Raw genomic sequence first — 15,476 nt, 5'->3', positions numbered from 1 at the left:
TAAATTCCTCCTAACCTATATAAGTCCTTGAAATCCTAAAAATGCTATAGACATAAGTGCTGCTGTAAAAAGAGTTATTGGTAATCCTTTAAAGTACGGATGTATTTCTTCATTATCATCTATTCTTTCTCTTAAAAAGGACATTAAAACTATAGCAAGCATAAATCCACTAGCAGCACCTAAAGCATGAACTATAGATTGAATTAGTGTATAACCCTCTTCAACATTTGTAACAGCCATACCTAAAACTGCACAGTTTGTAGTTATTAAAGGTAAAAATATTCCTAATGCTTTATATAAACTAGGACTATATTTTTTTACAACCATTTCAACAAATTGAACTAAAGAAGCTATAACAAGAACAAAAACTATTGTTTTTAGATATGTTATATTAAATTTATCTAAAACTAAATTATAAACAAGCCAAGATATAATACTAGCTAATACCATTACAAAAGTAACAGCAAGTCCCATTCCTACTGCTGCCTCTTTCTTTTTAGATACTCCTAGAAATGAGCATATACCTAAAAATTTAGATAAAACAAAGTTGTTAACAAGCATAGCACCAATAAAAATAAGTAATAATTCCATAAACTCCACCTCTAATCCCTATATTTTTATCAAGAATTTTTGCCACATCCAGAACAAGTACTACAATTATGTTCTAAGCATTTAGCTTTCTTTCCTTCTTTTTTTGCCTTACTTATATTTCTATAATTTAAGAATGTCATTAAGGCTCCTAATGTTAAAAAGGCTCCAGGTGCTAATATCATAATAGTAGCTGGTTTAAAGCCCTGTGGCATAACATTCATTCCTAGGAATGTTCCTGCTCCTAATATTTCTCTAAAAGTACCTATAGAAAATAGAGCTATAGTAAATCCTATTCCCATTCCAATAGCATCAAAAATTGATGGTATTATTGGATTTTTAGAAGCATATGCTTCTGCACGGCCTAAGATAACACAGTTAACAACTATAAGCGGTATAAAAATCCCTAAGGATTTGTATAAAGATTGAACATAAGCATTCATTAACATATCAACTACTGTAACAAAGGAAGCTATTATAACTATATATGCTGGAATTCTTATTTTATTTGGTATTAACTTTCTTAAAGCTGAAATTATCATATTGGAAAAAATCAAAACAACAGTTGAAGCAATACCCATACCTATAGCGTTTTCAACACTTGAAGTAACAGCAAGGGTTGGACACATAGCTAATACCTGAACAAATATAGGATTTTCAGTAACTATACCATTTTTTAATCTTTCAAATAGAATCTTCAAAAATATCCCTCCCTAATTAACTAAGATTATTATTATAAAAGTTAATTACATTTGTAACTCCTTTTATAACAGCCATGGAGCTTTTTGTTGCTCCACTTATTGAATCAACACTTATTACTTCTCCATAGGAACTTAAATCAATCTCTGCTGTATTTTCTTTAACTGAATGCTTATCTAAAGAAGAAATTCCTATAAATTCATTTAAGAAATTTTCATCCTCTATTAAATCTCCAAGACCAGCAGTTTCTTTATGATCTATTATTTGCACCCCTGTAACTATTCCACCAGTAGAAATTCCAACAGCAAACTTTACTGGTTTATCATCATACATTCCAACATTACTTCCCTCAATTGCATATCCAATTTCCTTTTCATCATTGGATACTATATAAACCTTTTCTATTCCCTCTTCTAATTCAATATTTAATTCTTTAGAATTTCCCTCTAAATTAATGCTTGCTAAATCTAAAGTTTTTTCTTGTGATAAATCTTCTCCTAAAATATCTTCTTTATAAAAATTTATAGCATCATTAATTCCACTTAAAACTGCATTTGATGATATTGTAGCTCCTGTTATCCCTTGAATTTCTCCCTCACTACTTGGAGTGGTTTTAACTATTTTTATTTTATCTTCGACTTTTAATCCTTTAAATTTATCAGTAAATACAGTCTCCTCTACTTTTGCACCTAATCCTGGAGTCTCTGATTGTGATAAAACTTTAACTCCACTAATTTCTCCTTTTTTATCAATAGCTACAACCATATCTATTGCACCATTAAACCCTTTTGGTGAAACCTTTATAACATATCCCTCACTTTCTGAATCACTTTTTGCTTCAAAAACTTCTGATATGGTTGAATCCTCATTTTTTTGAAAAGCAAAATCTTCTATCTTATTTGCGCTAGGTAATATTTCCTTTAAATTTTCTGCACTTAACTTTGAATTCTGAGCAATAACTTCTTTGGTAAATTCATTAGCAAATCCTAAAAATATACCAGCAAATGAAGTTATTAAGCAAAGTATAAGTCCTAATTTTAGATTTTCTTTCATGACTTATTTCTCCCTCCCTTAAAACAATTAATTTAAAAAATCTAAAATCCTTAGTATCCTACTTTTCCTATATTCTGTTGATTACTTTAAAGCATTAGTTAAAATTGGGAATTAAGCTTAGTATTATTCTTTTAAGGCTATATTAAAAGGTAGTGTTTTAATCCTTAAAATATTACAAAAAATAAAAAAAACATAAGACTAAATTTGTTTAGTCTTATGTTTATAAAAACTTTTAAATCAAACTATTAATTACTTCTAATAAATATATCTTTTTTCTATGCTTGAATCTGATATTATAGGAGAAATATCAATCTTTAAAACAGAATCTTTTGAACAGTTTTCCATTGATATAATAGTTATATTCATATTTACTTTTCCTAATATCTTTACTGGTGTATTATTATTGAAGATTACACTTCTCTCCTTAAATCTTCTATAAACCATTCTAAATATATCGTAAAAAATATTGTTCTTAATTTCTCTACTTATACCTAAACCATGTACATTACCACATTCAATTATTCCTATTTCCATATCTTTATTGGCTTTAAAAAGACAACCATAACCAACTGTTTGTCCTTTTGCAACTTTATAAGTATTTACTGGTTTTGCATAGTACTCATAAGTTTTCATAATTCCTTTGTTAAATCCTATATATCCATAAAGGACATTTCCAGCTCTAGCTCCTGTAGTAAAATCACATGCTTTTCTTAACTGATCATTTACAATGGCACTTGATGCCATACAATGTATTACTCTAACTTTTCCTATATATTTTTGAGTAGTAGATTTAAATAAATTTATTTGATTTAAAGTATAATTAACATCCTTTGCATTATGTAAATGAGTGTATATACCATCGATCTCAATATTAGGGAAATCTCTTTCTATTCTTTCTATAAATGAATCTAATCTTTCAGGTTTGATTCCCATTCTATTCATACCTGTATCTATATATATATGTACTCTTCTTTTTGTCTCTTTATCTAAACATTTTAATATTTCTTCATTGTCTAAAGTTAATATTAAATTTTCTCTTTCATCATTGAAATCTTCTTTTGTACATAAAGGAGATAATATAAGTATATCTTTTTTAATATCTTCTAAGCATAAACTTTCTTCTATATTACCTACAGCTATTATATCAACCTTATCTTCTATGAATTCAGCAATTTTTTTACTTCCTAATCCGTAGGCATCTCCTTTTATAACAGCAATAAACTTTTTATCTTCTATTAAATCTTTTATTATATTTATATTTTTCTCTATGTTTTTTAAATTTACATCGCACCAAAAATAATTACTCATATTTTAATCCTCTTTCTACATTGAAATTACATTTTATATGATAACATTTTTTTATGAATATATAAATTACTAATTTATTATTAATTGTATTCAAATAAAAAAAATCCCTTTACTTAATTTAAAAGTAAAGGGAAAAATAAATTCCTACGTAAGCCCTATAAAGGACTCATAAATAGTATATTCTTCAGAGTTATTTTTTATTCTCTTTTAATATATCCGCAATAGCCGCTATGCTACCTAGAGAAGATACTGCTTCATTAGGTAAAATAAGTTTATTAGCTGGGTTAGTAGCCATTTCTTTTAATGCCTCAACTTGCTTTAATGCTATTACTGTTTCATTAGTTCCAGATTCTATTATTGCAGTATTTATTCTTTCAATAGCAGCCGCTTCTGCCTTAGAAACTTCAGCAATAGCTCTTGCTTTACCTTCTGCTTCAAGTAATTGAGATTCCTTTAAACCTTCTGCATGTCTAATATTTGCCTCTTTTTCTGCTTCTGCTCTTAAAATCTTAGCTTGTTTTTCTGCTTCTGCTCTTGCAATTTCACTTTGCTTTAAACCTTCTGCTTGTAATATAGTAGCTCTTTTATCTCTTTCAGCCTTCATTTGTTTTTCCATAGCATCTTGAATTTCTGCTGGTGGCATTATATTTTTGATTTCTACAGATAGTATTTTTATACCATATGCATCTGTTATTGTATCTATTATTGTTAAAAGCTCTAAGTTTATTTGATCTCTTCCTGATAAAACTTCATCTAAAGACATATTACCAACTATATTTCTCATATTTGTTATAGTTGAATAAACTATACCAGATTTAAAATCTTCTATGTTATAAACAGCATCCTTAGCATTTAATACTTTATAAAATATAACATTATCAATTTCAATTTTTACATTATCCTTAGTGATTACGTATTGTGGAGGTATATCTAATATTTGTTGTTTAGTTGAAATTTTTTTTCTTACAAAGTCAGCAAAAGGAATAACTAAATGCCAACCCGGCTCTAATATTTTACTAAATTGTCCAAAACGTTCTAATACATAAACATATCCTGTATTTACAACTTTTATTGAAGAAATTGCTGCAAATACCACTATTAATAATAAGATTATAATAATTACAGTAGCTACCATTTGTAACCCCTCCTATTTTTTTATTAGAATTTTATTTCCTTCTATACCTATAATCTCAACCTTTGTCCCCTTTTTTAAAGGACCACTAACACTTTTAAATGTCCAATAAATCCCTTCAAATTTAATTAATGCTGAATCCTCTATGTTTTCATCTAATACAAGTTTTCTTCCTACATAGTCTTGTTCCATTGTTTTAGTTCCTATATTATCCACCTTTATTTTCTTCTTAATTTTAGGATAAATATAGAAGAAAAAGAAAATTGTTATTATGGCGAATAGTATGAATTGTAATATTACATTAGTATTTAAAAATGCTAATACTAACCCACCTAAAGCCCCAAAGGAAAATCCAACAAATAGAACATCAGAGCTTAAATAGTCTATAATTATACCTGCTAAAATTACTGTTACCCAAAGCCATAACATTAATACCCCTCCCTTATTTAATTTACTTTTTATTAATATTTACTTTATTATACAGTTTATACATTATTTTTGCAAGTATTATTTTTAACTTTTTAAAACAATATTTCAAAACATTATAAGAGTTAATAAATACTATGTTTCTTCAGTTGATTTTATTAAGAATTCACATTAATATTTAATATATAGATTTGTTTAGTAAATGTTTCTACTATAAGAAAATATTATTTAAAAACATATATTTCCTTATGGGATAAACTTTTATTACTATAGAAATACTAAAAATAAAATACAACTGGAGATGATGCTATGGATTTTATAAAAGTAGGTGCAGCCTCACCTAAAGTAAAGATAAGTGATACAAAATACAACCTTAAAGAAATAGAATCTATTATTTTAGATGCTATAGATGAAGAGGTTAAGGTTTTAGTTTTTCCAGAGTTAAGTATATCTGCTTACACTTGTGGAGATCTATTTACAAACCAAAAATTAATTGAAAATTGTAACTTAGCTATAGAAAGTTTAGTTAACTTTTCTAAAGGAAAAGATATATTAATAGCTGTTGGTGCTCCTTTATTATATAGATATTCTTTATATAACTGTGCATACATAATCCTAAATGGAAAAGTTTTAGGTATAGTCCCAAAAAGCTACATACCAAATTATTCAGAATTTTATGAAAAGAGATGGTTTACAGAAGGTTTCAACATTAAAGGATTAAATATTGATTTACATTTTCAAAAAGAAGTTCCTTTTGGAACTGACTTAATATTCTCATTTGAAAGTTTAAAAATAGGATTTGAAATCTGTGAAGATTTATGGGTTACTATACCGCCTAGCTCTAATTTAGCTCTCATGGGTGCCAACCTTATTTGTAATCTTTCAGCTTCTAATGAACTTGTATCAAAGAGTTCATATAGAAAATCATTAGTTCAAAATCAAAGTGCTAGAACAATGAGTGCTTACATTTATTCTTCAGCAGGAGTTCATGAATCAACTACAGACCTATTATTTAGTGGTCATATGCTTATAGCTGAAAATGGGTCTATTATAAAAGAAAATAATAGATTCAAAAGAGAAAATGATTTATTAACTGGTATAATTGATCTATTTAGATTAGATGCAGAAAGAACAAAAAATATAAGTTTTAGAAATTCAACTTTTAATGAAAATAATGAACCTAGATTTATTCCATTTAATTTAGAAAGAACAACAATAAAGAATTTTGATAGAGAAATAGATAAGCATCCGTTCTTACCAAAATCTCAATATGCCATGGAATCACGTTGTGAAGAAATATTAAATATACAAGCAGCTTCTCTTGCTAAAAGATTAGAACACACAAATCTTAAAAAAGCTGTAATTGGTATTTCAGGAGGGCTTGATTCTACTCTTGCTCTATTAGTAGTAGTAAAGACATTTGATATGTTAAATATACCTAGAAAAAATATAATAACTATAACTATGCCTGGTTTTGGAACTACAGATAGAACATATAATAATGCTGTGACTCTTTGCAAAGAACTTGACTGTGATTTCAGAGAGATAAATATAGTAAAAGCTGCTCTTCAACACTTCGAAGATATTGGTCATGATAAAGATATTCATGATGTAACTTATGAGAATGTTCAAGCAAGAGAAAGAACTCAAATACTTATGGATATAGCTAATAAAGAAGGTGGATTATTAATAGGTACTGGTGACCTTTCTGAATTAGCTTTAGGATGGTGCACTTATAATGGAGATCATATGTCAATGTATTCTGTTAACTGCTCTATTCCTAAAACTCTAGTTAGATTCTTAGTTAGTTATTTTGCTAATCATGAAATCTCAGAGGATGCTAAGGAGGCATTATTAGATATTTTAGATACTCCTGTCAGCCCAGAGTTATTACCAAAAGATAAGGAAGGTAAAATAACTCAAAAGACAGAAGATATTGTTGGTCCTTATGAACTTCATGATTTCTTCTTATATCATTTTATAAAACATGGTTCAAGTCCTGAAAGAATATTATTCTTAGCCAAGGAAGCCTTCAAAAACGATTATGACGAAGAAACCATAAAAAAATGGCTAGATAAATTTATAAGAAGATTCTTTACTCAACAATTTAAGCGTTCTGCTCTTCCAGATGGTCCAAAGGTCGGTTCGATATCTCTTTCACCTAGAGGTGATTGGAGAATGCCTTCTGATGCAGTATATAATGATTTTTTAATATAAAAACAATTAAGAAATTTTTAATTTAAGCTATAAATATTATTCTAAAACTATTTATTATACTCTAAACCCTTGTAAAATAAATAGTTTTTAGAATATATTTATAGTTTTTTTATTAAAATTTTTTAATGTATATGGGTATAAATCACTTATTTGAATAGATTATTTTTACTATTTTTTGATGTATTCTTATGTAAAAAAATATTATTTTGTAAAAAAAATAAGAACATTGACATAGTTTTGCCAAAAATATATTGTAAATTTTTATATATATAATGTATAATTAGAATTTAGACAGATACTTATTTTAAATTAGTTTATTTTGTCAAAATCTGTTTTATACAAATTATTTAAAAAGGAGGAGCTATAAAGCTATGAGTAAATATGATAAAAAACTTAAAAAAGCATTAGCTCAATATGAAAATGGAAATTATGAAGAAGCATTAGATATATGTGAAAAAGTACTTGATAAAGATTATAACAACGAAGAAGCACTTATATTAGAAGGAAGAGCTCTTGAGAAGCTTAATAGAATAAGTGATGCTATTGTTTCTTGGAAAATAAACTCTGAGTACAACAACAATGAAGAAGCTAGAATAAAACTTGAAAAATTTAATAATATAGATGAGAAAAAACTAGCAATGAGTACTATATTCAGTGAGACTATGAAGGATGAAATTAAGGCTAGACTTGAAGAAGAAGCCCAAAAAGAATATGCTAAACAATTAGAAAAAAGAGAGCCTAAAGCTAAATCTGAAGTTAGAAAGACTGAAAAGGTTAAAGAAAATTCAAAAGTTGAACAAGCTCCAGTTATTAATATCAATAAGGAAACACCAAAAGAAGATATTAAAATGGGTGATATAAAAATAAGTGAACCAGTTAAGGCAACTCCAAATAAAGAAGCTACAAAAACTGAAAATAAACATCTTGATAATGTAACAAGAGTTGATTTTCATAAAAAAGATGAAATTAAAAATGAAAAAGTAAAGGAAACTAAAGAATCTAAGGATGATAATGAACCTAGAGTTATTAGTACTCCTAACTTCAAAAATGAGAAATCAAATGCAAAAAAATCAAATAAAAAGAAACCTGTTAAGTATGTAGCTGTAGCTGTTTCAGGTGCTATTGTCCTACTACTTGCTTATGGTATAACAAAGAACATAAAAACTACAAATGCAGGTAATACTCAAGTAACTTCAACTGAAGAAAGTACTAACCAAGCTAATAATTCAACTGAGAATAAGTCAAGTGAAAATTCATCAGCTGAAAATAAAGCACTTAATGTAGATGAATTAAACAAAGCTGTTCAAGATAAAGATATAAACTCTCTTTATACAATATTAACTTCTACTCCTAAGGATAAAGTCCCAGCAGATGCTTTAGATGCATATAATAAAGCTGAAGAGTTAATGAAAACTGATGGAGTTAAGGATTTATACTTAAAGGGGTCAGATTTATTTAAAGAGAAAAAATATGAAGACGCCCTTAAAGATTTTGAAAAAGCTTATGCATTCTCAGATGGTTCTTACTTAAGACCTCACTTAATGTACTTCATAGGAACTTCTTATGAAAACTTAGACAATAATGCAGAAGCAATTAAATACTTCAAAGAATATTTAAATAATTATAAAGCTAAACCAGATGCTGATGATGTTATGTATACTCCTCAATGCTTATATAACTTAGCTATATTATATGATAAAGACGGTAATAGTGCTGAAGCTAAGAAATATGCTCAGGAAATTGAAGATAATTATCCAAATACAATGTTCTATAATGACGTTACTAAGAAGATTATCTACGGTAAATAAGAAAAAAACACAGGTTTTATTTAAAACCTGTGTTTTTTATTTAAATAAATTTAAATTAATTCTAATCTAAATAAATACTATATTCTTAAAATTTAACTTATGAAATATTTCAAGACACGATTTACATTGCTTCTGAATCTGGAAAGATCATATTGGCAACTTTTTCAAATTCTGCTCCTACATATTTTGAACTATGAGAATCTGATCCTAAAACCATAGGTATATTATACTTTAGGCATAAATCTAAAAATATCCCTTGTGGATGCACTTCCCCGCACTTTGCTCTTCTAAGGCCTGAAGTATTTAAGTCAATCTCATATTTACCCTTTTTCATCTCTTTAAGGACATTTTCTAAAAGTTTTATGTTATATTTTTCATTTGGAAAATCTTCTTTATATTTTCTTACTAAAGTTGGATGTCCTATTCTTTTTGGCTTGTACTTTCCTAAATTACTCTGAATTGACTTTAACATAGTTTCATAGTATAAATCATAAAGCTTGTCCATTCCACCAATCTTTTCTACTAATTCACCAATCATATCTGATCCATTTCCTATTTGATAGTATTCATCTTTAAATTTCACTATATGCACTGAAAGAATAGCATCATCTAGATATTTCCCATACTTATCTAATATAGCTTTGGTTTCCTGTTCATATCCTTCAACGTAGTCTACCTCTAAGCCTACATTAACCTTAATTTTATCTTTAACTTTTTCTTTTAATTCAGCTATGCCCTTTAGATATTCTTCTAATCTCTCCATAGGCAAAGCACTGTTTTTCCTTGGAGAAGGATCTTCCATAGGAAGTGGCATATGTTCTGTAAAAGTTATTTCTGTAATACCATTTTTTAATGCAGTATCAATATACATGTCTAAACTATCATCACTTCCATGAGGACAATAAGTGCTATGTACATGTCCATCTCTTTTTGTGTTTAAAATCATTTTTATCCTCCGTACTATTCTGTTGTATTTTTTCGTCAATTTATTATAAACCCTGTATCTTTATTTAATAATGAAACAATATTATGTAAAATCTCAATAAATAAAGGCTTAAAAAGCATATAATATATAATTAATCTAAATTAAAAACTATATGAATTAATATTCCTATAGTTTTTAATCTCTCTATATTATACCTTATTAAATAAATAAGACAAAATAAACCCTATAAATATACTTTTATTTTAGTTTCAATTCACATATAACAGGATAATGATCTGATGGATACCCTCCATCTATTTCTCTATCATCTATACACAGATTTTTAATTTCAAACTCTTTTGAATATATGATGTAATCTATTATTCCTCCATCATATCCTCCTTTGAAATCATGAAAAGTACCTATTATACTATTTTCAATCTTATCATAGCAAACATTAAATTCTATAGTATTTTTTTCTAAATCTCTTATTATATTAAAAAGATTATCTTCTAAGTAACAATTAAAATCTCCCATTATTACATATGGTATTTTTTTAATTTTATAATTTTTTTTAACTTCATTTAATATTATTTTTATTCCTTCTTCTCTTGCTATTTCACTTTCATGATCTAAATGAGTATTATATATATCTAACTCTACTCCATTTGTTTTATCTTTTACCTTTAATATTGTACATATTCTTGGAAGACTGCTATTAAAATCTTTGCTCCCCTTAATTTCTGGAGTTTTAGATAACCAAAATTGATTCCATTCTAACAAGTCAAACTTTTCTTTTTTGAAAAATATGGCATTAAATTCATCTTTGCCAGTTCCTTCTCTATCCTCTCCAATCCATGAATATTCATCTAATATACTATCCATATCATTTAACATATGAATTAAACCCTCTTGAGTTCCTATTATATCCGGTGAATGCTCCTCTATTAGTTTTGTAATTCTAGCACATCTTTGACTCCATTCATTATTATCTTGAGACTTAAAATCGTATTTTAAGTTAAATGTCATAAATTTTAATTTTCTCATAATCTATTATTCAATTAAGTAAAATTATTAATTGAATCTCTCCCCCTTTATTTATATCTTTTTAAAATAATTATAATCTTTATATGAGTAAATTTTATAGTGTCAAATTCTATTTTATATGTATATATCTTAAAATAAATATATGATTATAATTTTAAGCTAGATACTTGTTTAAACATGTTTATTTCTTTTTCAGACTCTACTGAATCTAAAGTTTCATTCCAGTCTTTATCAAATTTAATTTTAAATAATTCAATATGATTTTTATTTTCCTTTGGTGCCATGGCTACATACTCTTCACCACATATTAATTTTTGCTCTAAAATTAAATATTCTACTCTTTTACCATTTTCATCTCTAAAAGATACAACTTGATTTTCAGACATATTAATCCCTCCTTGAATATATTACCATTTGATTTTTACTTTCTTTTTTATTATTTTATATATTTTTTTATTTATTCTTTTTTATTTTTATACTCATTTACGAGTATATTATTTAAGAGTATATTAAAAAAATAAATCATCCTATCATTAGATAGGATGATTTATTAAAATTATTCTTACTTTACTTATATTTTATTGAAACTACTATATTCCAAATAATTTGAATTACTAAAACTATTAATGCTATCATTATAAAATAATAATACGCTAATAAGTTTTCAAAGAACTTTAGTTTTATAACTAAAGCTAAAATAATAGCCATAACCGCTGTTATAATTGTTTGAATTTTATAAAAGTTATTCTTATTAGTTTTTAACAAATAAATAAACCATATTAAGAACAACAAAGCTAAAATTAAAGCTACAACTGATAAAGCGTATAAATTTTCATTACTTATGCTTTTTGAATACTCATATTTTTTAAAATAGACATGGTGCATTACACCAGCTTTTTTATTAGTTAAATACTGAATAGTAATTACTCCACACCATAAAATTGCTTGAATTAATAATATTAGCGGATATATTATTTTTTTCAATTTATCCATTTATTACTTTTCAGGCTCTCCAGTAACTGATGGGTTTCCACCATTACTCCAACCAATCCATCCATCACTATATATAGATGTATTTTTAAGTCCCATTACATTAGCATAAGTATAAACCTCGGCTGCACGCCATCCACTACCACACATAAATGCAAGATGATTTTTTAAGTTTATTCCTTGATCTTCCCACATCTTTTCTATTTCATATCCATTTCTCATTGTATTATCTACATTTCTGTAATAATCTAATGAAGTTGAACCTTCTATTCCTGCATATCCAAAAACAGCTCCTGGAATACGACCTTTTTTATCATGATAGCTGTATCCTGATATTTTACCTATGTATTCATCCCAAGTACGGTTATCAACTAAAGTAAAATCAGATTTTTTAAGATCTTCTTTAAGTTCTGGAATCGTAGTAATTACACTAGGATCAGCTGGTATAGTAGCACCGAAATCTCCACCTGGAGTTTTTGGATTAACTTTAGTTTCTAATTCATAACCAGCACTAGTCCATGCTCCATCTCCTCCATTTAATACTCTTACGTCTTTAACTCCCATATATTTAAGAACGCTAGCTACACGATAAGCTGCCATTTGTTCAGCACCTGTAAGTATTATTGTATCATCTTTATTAATACCGTAGTCTAAAGCAAATTGAGTTAATGTTTTATCATCTGCAAGTGCCCATGTTGGAGGTGGTTCTATAGTATCTGTATTTATATGTACACTTGTAGGTATATGACCTTTTCCGTATGTTTGATTTTCATCTCCCCAGCTTGCTTCAAATACTTTTATATTTTTAGCATTCTCAAAAGTTTCTGGTTTATTTCCATCAATAACCTCTTTTAATATTTTAGCAGGAACTATCAAACTATAGTCATCATATTTCTCTAAAGGAAGTTCTTTATCACTAGCCCATTCTTTAATGTCATATGTATAAAGATTTTTGTATCCTTTTTTTGAAAGATAATCTGCAACTACTTTAGAATCTTCTCCATTAGCGTCATATAATATTATGTTCTTATCTGTAGTTATTCCTTTAGTTTTTAAGGCTTCATCTAATTTTTTTTCTTTATCTTTAGCATCAACCTTTATCCAATTTGCAGAAAAATCTTCAGCATTAGGAATGTGTCCTCCTCTAGCTTCATCATATAATATCCATCCATTATATGAATCACTTAGACGTGTATCCACAGCTATCCAAGAATTGTCTTTTAAATTTTCTTTTACTTCTTTTGTGCTTAAAGATTTAATAGAAATATTTGTTTCATTACTTTTATTACTAGAACAAGCCATAAAAGTCACAGTTGAGGATACTACTATTAGACCTAAAGTCAATTTTTTTAATAAACTCATATCGTCCTCCTTAGTTTTATTTAATTTTCAACTAAATTTAACACCATTAAAAATAATATCAAATTTATATTATTTAGTAAATAGCTATTAAAATTTATTAAATTTTCACTAAATACCATATTTAATTAAATCTTTTATTATATTTATAATAAAAGATGTTATTTTATTATTTTCTTTTTTTTAATCAAATCTTTTTATGAGTATTTTCAAGTATTTTTTGATTAATTTCCTTGATTCATTAAATTTAAAGAATTAAAGTATATTTTTCAAAAGATTTTTTAATAAATATAGGGTATTATAAAAATATAAATATTGGATGAGGTGATTTTTTTATGGAAATTAATAAAAGTATAGTCAAATCAATAGCTGAACACCTTTCAGACAGACCCTTCGATTTAGAATATTGGGATGGAGAAGTCATTAAATATGGTGATGGTGACTCTGAATTTAAAGTTATTATAAAAAACTTCCCAAGTAAAAAAGAACTTTTATCAGATCCTAGTGTAGCTTTAGGTGAAGCATACATGAAAGGTGATATTGATATAGAAGGAGACCTTCAAAAATTCTTTGAAAGTATTATTCGTAATAAAGATAGTTTTATGAACAAGAATACAGTATTCAAACTTGCTTCTAAAATTAAAGCTCCATCTTTATTAAAATCAAAGAAAGATATAGCACATCACTATGATATAGGTAATGATTTCTATAGTTTATGGTTAGATAAAACAATGAGTTATTCATGTGGATATTTTAAAAATCCAACAGATACACTTTATGATGCCCAGATGAATAAAATACATCATATTCTAAAGAAACTTAATTTAAAAGAAGGTCAAAGTCTTTTAGATATAGGTTGTGGTTGGGGATACCTAATTATAGAAGCTGCCAAACTTTATAAAGTAAAAGCTTTAGGTATAACTCTTAGTGAAGAACAATTTAAAAAAGCCAAAGAAAGAATTAAAAAAGAAGGGCTTGAGGATTTAGTTGATGTTCAATTAATGGATTACAGAAATTTAGAAAAATCCAACTTAGAATTTGATAGAGTTGTTAGTGTTGGTATGGCAGAACATGTTGGTCACGCTAACCTACCTTTATTCTTTAAGAATGTTGATTCAGTTCTAAAAGAAGGAGGACTATTCTTATTACATAACATAACTAATCTTATAGAGACTGAAGGTAATAAATGGATTACAACATATATATTCCCTGGTGGATATCTTCCAACATTAAGAGAAGAGCTTAATATCGCAGCTGACCTTAACTTCCATGTAATAGATGTAGAAAGTTTAAGACTTCACTACATGAAAACATTAGAAGAATGGTGTAAGAACTTCATGAATCATTTAGATGAAGAAAAAGAAATGTTTGATGATGAGTTCTTAAGAATGTGGCATTTATATCTTGCTACATGTGCTGCTGCATTCCATTATTGGGATATAGATATACATCAAACTCTATTCTCTAAAGGAATAAATAATACTCTTCCTATGACAAGAAAATATTTATATGAAGATTAATTAATATATAAGGCAAAAGCTTAACTAATTTATGGTTGAGCTTTTGCTTATTTTTAGTTAATTTATATATTTTGCAATATATTAAACAAATTAACCTTTTTGTCTATATTTATATAGAATATCTTCTAAATTTATAGAAAAACTATAATTAAAGTTTTATTTTAGGAGGTATTTCTAATGACTAATGAAAATAAATCTGCTCATGATATAGCTAAACAAATGATTATCAATGGTGATCCCTTTGATAAAATAAAAGAGATGACTAATTTAAGATTAAAAGAACTTAAAAGAATTAAAAGAGAAGAGATAAGTTCAAAGTTCTAGAATTTCTTTAATATTTATTTATTTTTGGTTTAATTCTTATACATTTTAATTCTAAAATAAATGTCTTATTTATTAAACCA

15 protein-coding genes are annotated in these 15,476 nt (G+C 26.9%); 4 read left to right on the top strand and 11 right to left on the bottom strand.

Features of this window, described 5'->3' with window-relative positions; genetic code table 11:
• Positions 1 to 15: 15 nt before the first annotated feature.
• The 6 genes from rsxA to AC2JAQ_RS07125 all read right to left on the bottom strand — a co-directional run bounded on the left by rsxA (position 16) and on the right by AC2JAQ_RS07125 (position 5,209).
• The gene (rsxA, locus tag AC2JAQ_RS07150) at positions 16 to 591 is read right to left on the bottom strand and encodes an electron transport complex subunit RsxA (protein ID WP_488458596.1); all 576 of its coding nucleotides are present in this window, start codon (positions 589 to 591) and stop codon (positions 16 to 18) included.
• 29 nt (positions 592 to 620) lie between these two features.
• Positions 621 to 1,289, bottom strand: coding sequence for an RnfABCDGE type electron transport complex subunit E (locus tag AC2JAQ_RS07145; RefSeq protein WP_488458595.1), 669 nt, complete (start codon positions 1,287 to 1,289; stop codon positions 621 to 623).
• Positions 1,290 to 1,305: 16 nt separating this feature from the next.
• Positions 1,306 to 2,340, bottom strand: coding sequence for an RnfABCDGE type electron transport complex subunit G (locus AC2JAQ_RS07140; RefSeq protein WP_488458594.1), 1,035 nt, complete (start codon positions 2,338 to 2,340; stop codon positions 1,306 to 1,308).
• A 255-nt stretch (positions 2,341 to 2,595) separates the two neighbouring features.
• Entirely contained in the window at positions 2,596 to 3,648 is a 1,053-nt protein-coding gene (locus AC2JAQ_RS07135) for an alanine racemase (RefSeq protein ID WP_488458593.1), read from the bottom strand.
• A gap of 190 nt (positions 3,649 to 3,838) precedes the next feature.
• On the bottom strand, positions 3,839 to 4,783 hold the full coding sequence (locus AC2JAQ_RS07130) for an SPFH domain-containing protein (protein ID WP_488458592.1): 945 nt from the start codon (positions 4,781 to 4,783) through the stop codon (positions 3,839 to 3,841).
• A 12-nt stretch (positions 4,784 to 4,795) separates the two neighbouring features.
• On the bottom strand, positions 4,796 to 5,209 hold the full coding sequence (locus AC2JAQ_RS07125) for an NfeD family protein (RefSeq protein ID WP_488458591.1): 414 nt from the start codon (positions 5,207 to 5,209) through the stop codon (positions 4,796 to 4,798).
• Between the two features lie 306 nt (positions 5,210 to 5,515).
• Between AC2JAQ_RS07125 and AC2JAQ_RS07120 the strand changes: the two genes are divergently transcribed.
• Positions 5,516 to 7,423 carry an NAD(+) synthase gene (locus AC2JAQ_RS07120; RefSeq protein WP_488458590.1) on the top strand — a complete coding sequence of 636 codons (1,908 nt, stop codon included), beginning with the start codon at positions 5,516 to 5,518 and terminating at the stop codon, positions 7,421 to 7,423.
• A 371-nt stretch (positions 7,424 to 7,794) separates the two neighbouring features.
• On the top strand, positions 7,795 to 9,231 hold the full coding sequence (locus AC2JAQ_RS07115) for a tetratricopeptide repeat protein (protein WP_488458589.1): 1,437 nt from the start codon (positions 7,795 to 7,797) through the stop codon (positions 9,229 to 9,231).
• A 121-nt stretch (positions 9,232 to 9,352) separates the two neighbouring features.
• On the opposite strand, the gene hisJ is transcribed toward AC2JAQ_RS07115, so the two are convergent.
• From hisJ to AC2JAQ_RS07090, 5 genes are all read right to left on the bottom strand, one after another.
• Positions 9,353 to 10,177 carry a histidinol-phosphatase HisJ gene (hisJ, locus tag AC2JAQ_RS07110; protein WP_488458588.1) on the bottom strand — a complete coding sequence of 275 codons (825 nt, stop codon included), beginning with the start codon at positions 10,175 to 10,177 and terminating at the stop codon, positions 9,353 to 9,355.
• A gap of 237 nt (positions 10,178 to 10,414) precedes the next feature.
• A complete protein-coding gene (locus AC2JAQ_RS07105) occupies positions 10,415 to 11,203 on the bottom strand; it encodes an endonuclease/exonuclease/phosphatase family protein (RefSeq protein WP_488458587.1) in 789 nt (262 codons plus the stop codon).
• A gap of 146 nt (positions 11,204 to 11,349) precedes the next feature.
• Positions 11,350 to 11,589 carry a DUF1292 domain-containing protein gene (locus AC2JAQ_RS07100; RefSeq protein ID WP_488458586.1) on the bottom strand — a complete coding sequence of 80 codons (240 nt, stop codon included), beginning with the start codon at positions 11,587 to 11,589 and terminating at the stop codon, positions 11,350 to 11,352.
• A gap of 181 nt (positions 11,590 to 11,770) precedes the next feature.
• Entirely contained in the window at positions 11,771 to 12,196 is a 426-nt protein-coding gene (locus AC2JAQ_RS07095; protein ID WP_488458585.1) for a hypothetical protein, read from the bottom strand.
• A 3-nt stretch (positions 12,197 to 12,199) separates the two neighbouring features.
• Positions 12,200 to 13,555, bottom strand: a complete 1,356-nt coding sequence (locus AC2JAQ_RS07090; protein ID WP_488458584.1) for a rhodanese-like domain-containing protein — start codon at positions 13,553 to 13,555, stop codon at positions 12,200 to 12,202.
• Positions 13,556 to 13,887: 332 nt separating this feature from the next.
• On the opposite strand from AC2JAQ_RS07090, the gene AC2JAQ_RS07085 reads away from it, so the two are divergent.
• Together AC2JAQ_RS07085 and AC2JAQ_RS07080 are read left to right on the top strand one after the other, a co-directional pair.
• Entirely contained in the window at positions 13,888 to 15,072 is a 1,185-nt protein-coding gene (locus tag AC2JAQ_RS07085) for a class I SAM-dependent methyltransferase (protein WP_488458583.1), read from the top strand.
• A gap of 177 nt (positions 15,073 to 15,249) precedes the next feature.
• Positions 15,250 to 15,396: a hypothetical protein gene (locus AC2JAQ_RS07080; RefSeq protein ID WP_488458582.1), complete on the top strand. Its 147-nt coding sequence runs from the start codon at positions 15,250 to 15,252 to the stop codon at positions 15,394 to 15,396.
• The last annotated feature ends 80 nt before the right edge of the window (positions 15,397 to 15,476 follow it).

It is taken from the genome of Clostridium sp. LIBA-8553, from assembly GCF_057782465.1.
The sequence above is the reverse complement of the archived record's forward strand: the minus strand, read 5'-3'. Positions and strand labels throughout refer to the sequence as shown.

Coding starts and splice junctions, on each gene's coding strand:
- AC2JAQ_RS07090 (WP_488458584.1), bottom strand. CDS start 13,555: ATGAGTTTATTAAAAAAATTGACTTTAGGTCTAATAGTAGTATCCTCA.
- AC2JAQ_RS07080 (WP_488458582.1), top strand. CDS start 15,250: ATGACTAATGAAAATAAATCTGCTCATGATATAGCTAAACAAATGATT.
- AC2JAQ_RS07140 (WP_488458594.1), bottom strand. CDS start 2,340: ATGAAAGAAAATCTAAAATTAGGACTTATACTTTGCTTAATAACTTCA.
- AC2JAQ_RS07135 (WP_488458593.1), bottom strand. CDS start 3,648: ATGAGTAATTATTTTTGGTGCGATGTAAATTTAAAAAACATAGAGAAA.
- rsxA (WP_488458596.1), bottom strand. CDS start 591: ATGGAATTATTACTTATTTTTATTGGTGCTATGCTTGTTAACAACTTT.
- AC2JAQ_RS07105 (WP_488458587.1), bottom strand. CDS start 11,203: ATGAGAAAATTAAAATTTATGACATTTAACTTAAAATACGATTTTAAG.
- AC2JAQ_RS07125 (WP_488458591.1), bottom strand. CDS start 5,209: ATGTTATGGCTTTGGGTAACAGTAATTTTAGCAGGTATAATTATAGAC.
- AC2JAQ_RS07085 (WP_488458583.1), top strand. CDS start 13,888: ATGGAAATTAATAAAAGTATAGTCAAATCAATAGCTGAACACCTTTCA.
- hisJ (WP_488458588.1), bottom strand. CDS start 10,177: ATGATTTTAAACACAAAAAGAGATGGACATGTACATAGCACTTATTGT.
- AC2JAQ_RS07120 (WP_488458590.1), top strand. CDS start 5,516: ATGGATTTTATAAAAGTAGGTGCAGCCTCACCTAAAGTAAAGATAAGT.
- AC2JAQ_RS07115 (WP_488458589.1), top strand. CDS start 7,795: ATGAGTAAATATGATAAAAAACTTAAAAAAGCATTAGCTCAATATGAA.
- AC2JAQ_RS07100 (WP_488458586.1), bottom strand. CDS start 11,589: ATGTCTGAAAATCAAGTTGTATCTTTTAGAGATGAAAATGGTAAAAGA.
- AC2JAQ_RS07095 (WP_488458585.1), bottom strand. CDS start 12,196: ATGGATAAATTGAAAAAAATAATATATCCGCTAATATTATTAATTCAA.
- AC2JAQ_RS07130 (WP_488458592.1), bottom strand. CDS start 4,783: ATGGTAGCTACTGTAATTATTATAATCTTATTATTAATAGTGGTATTT.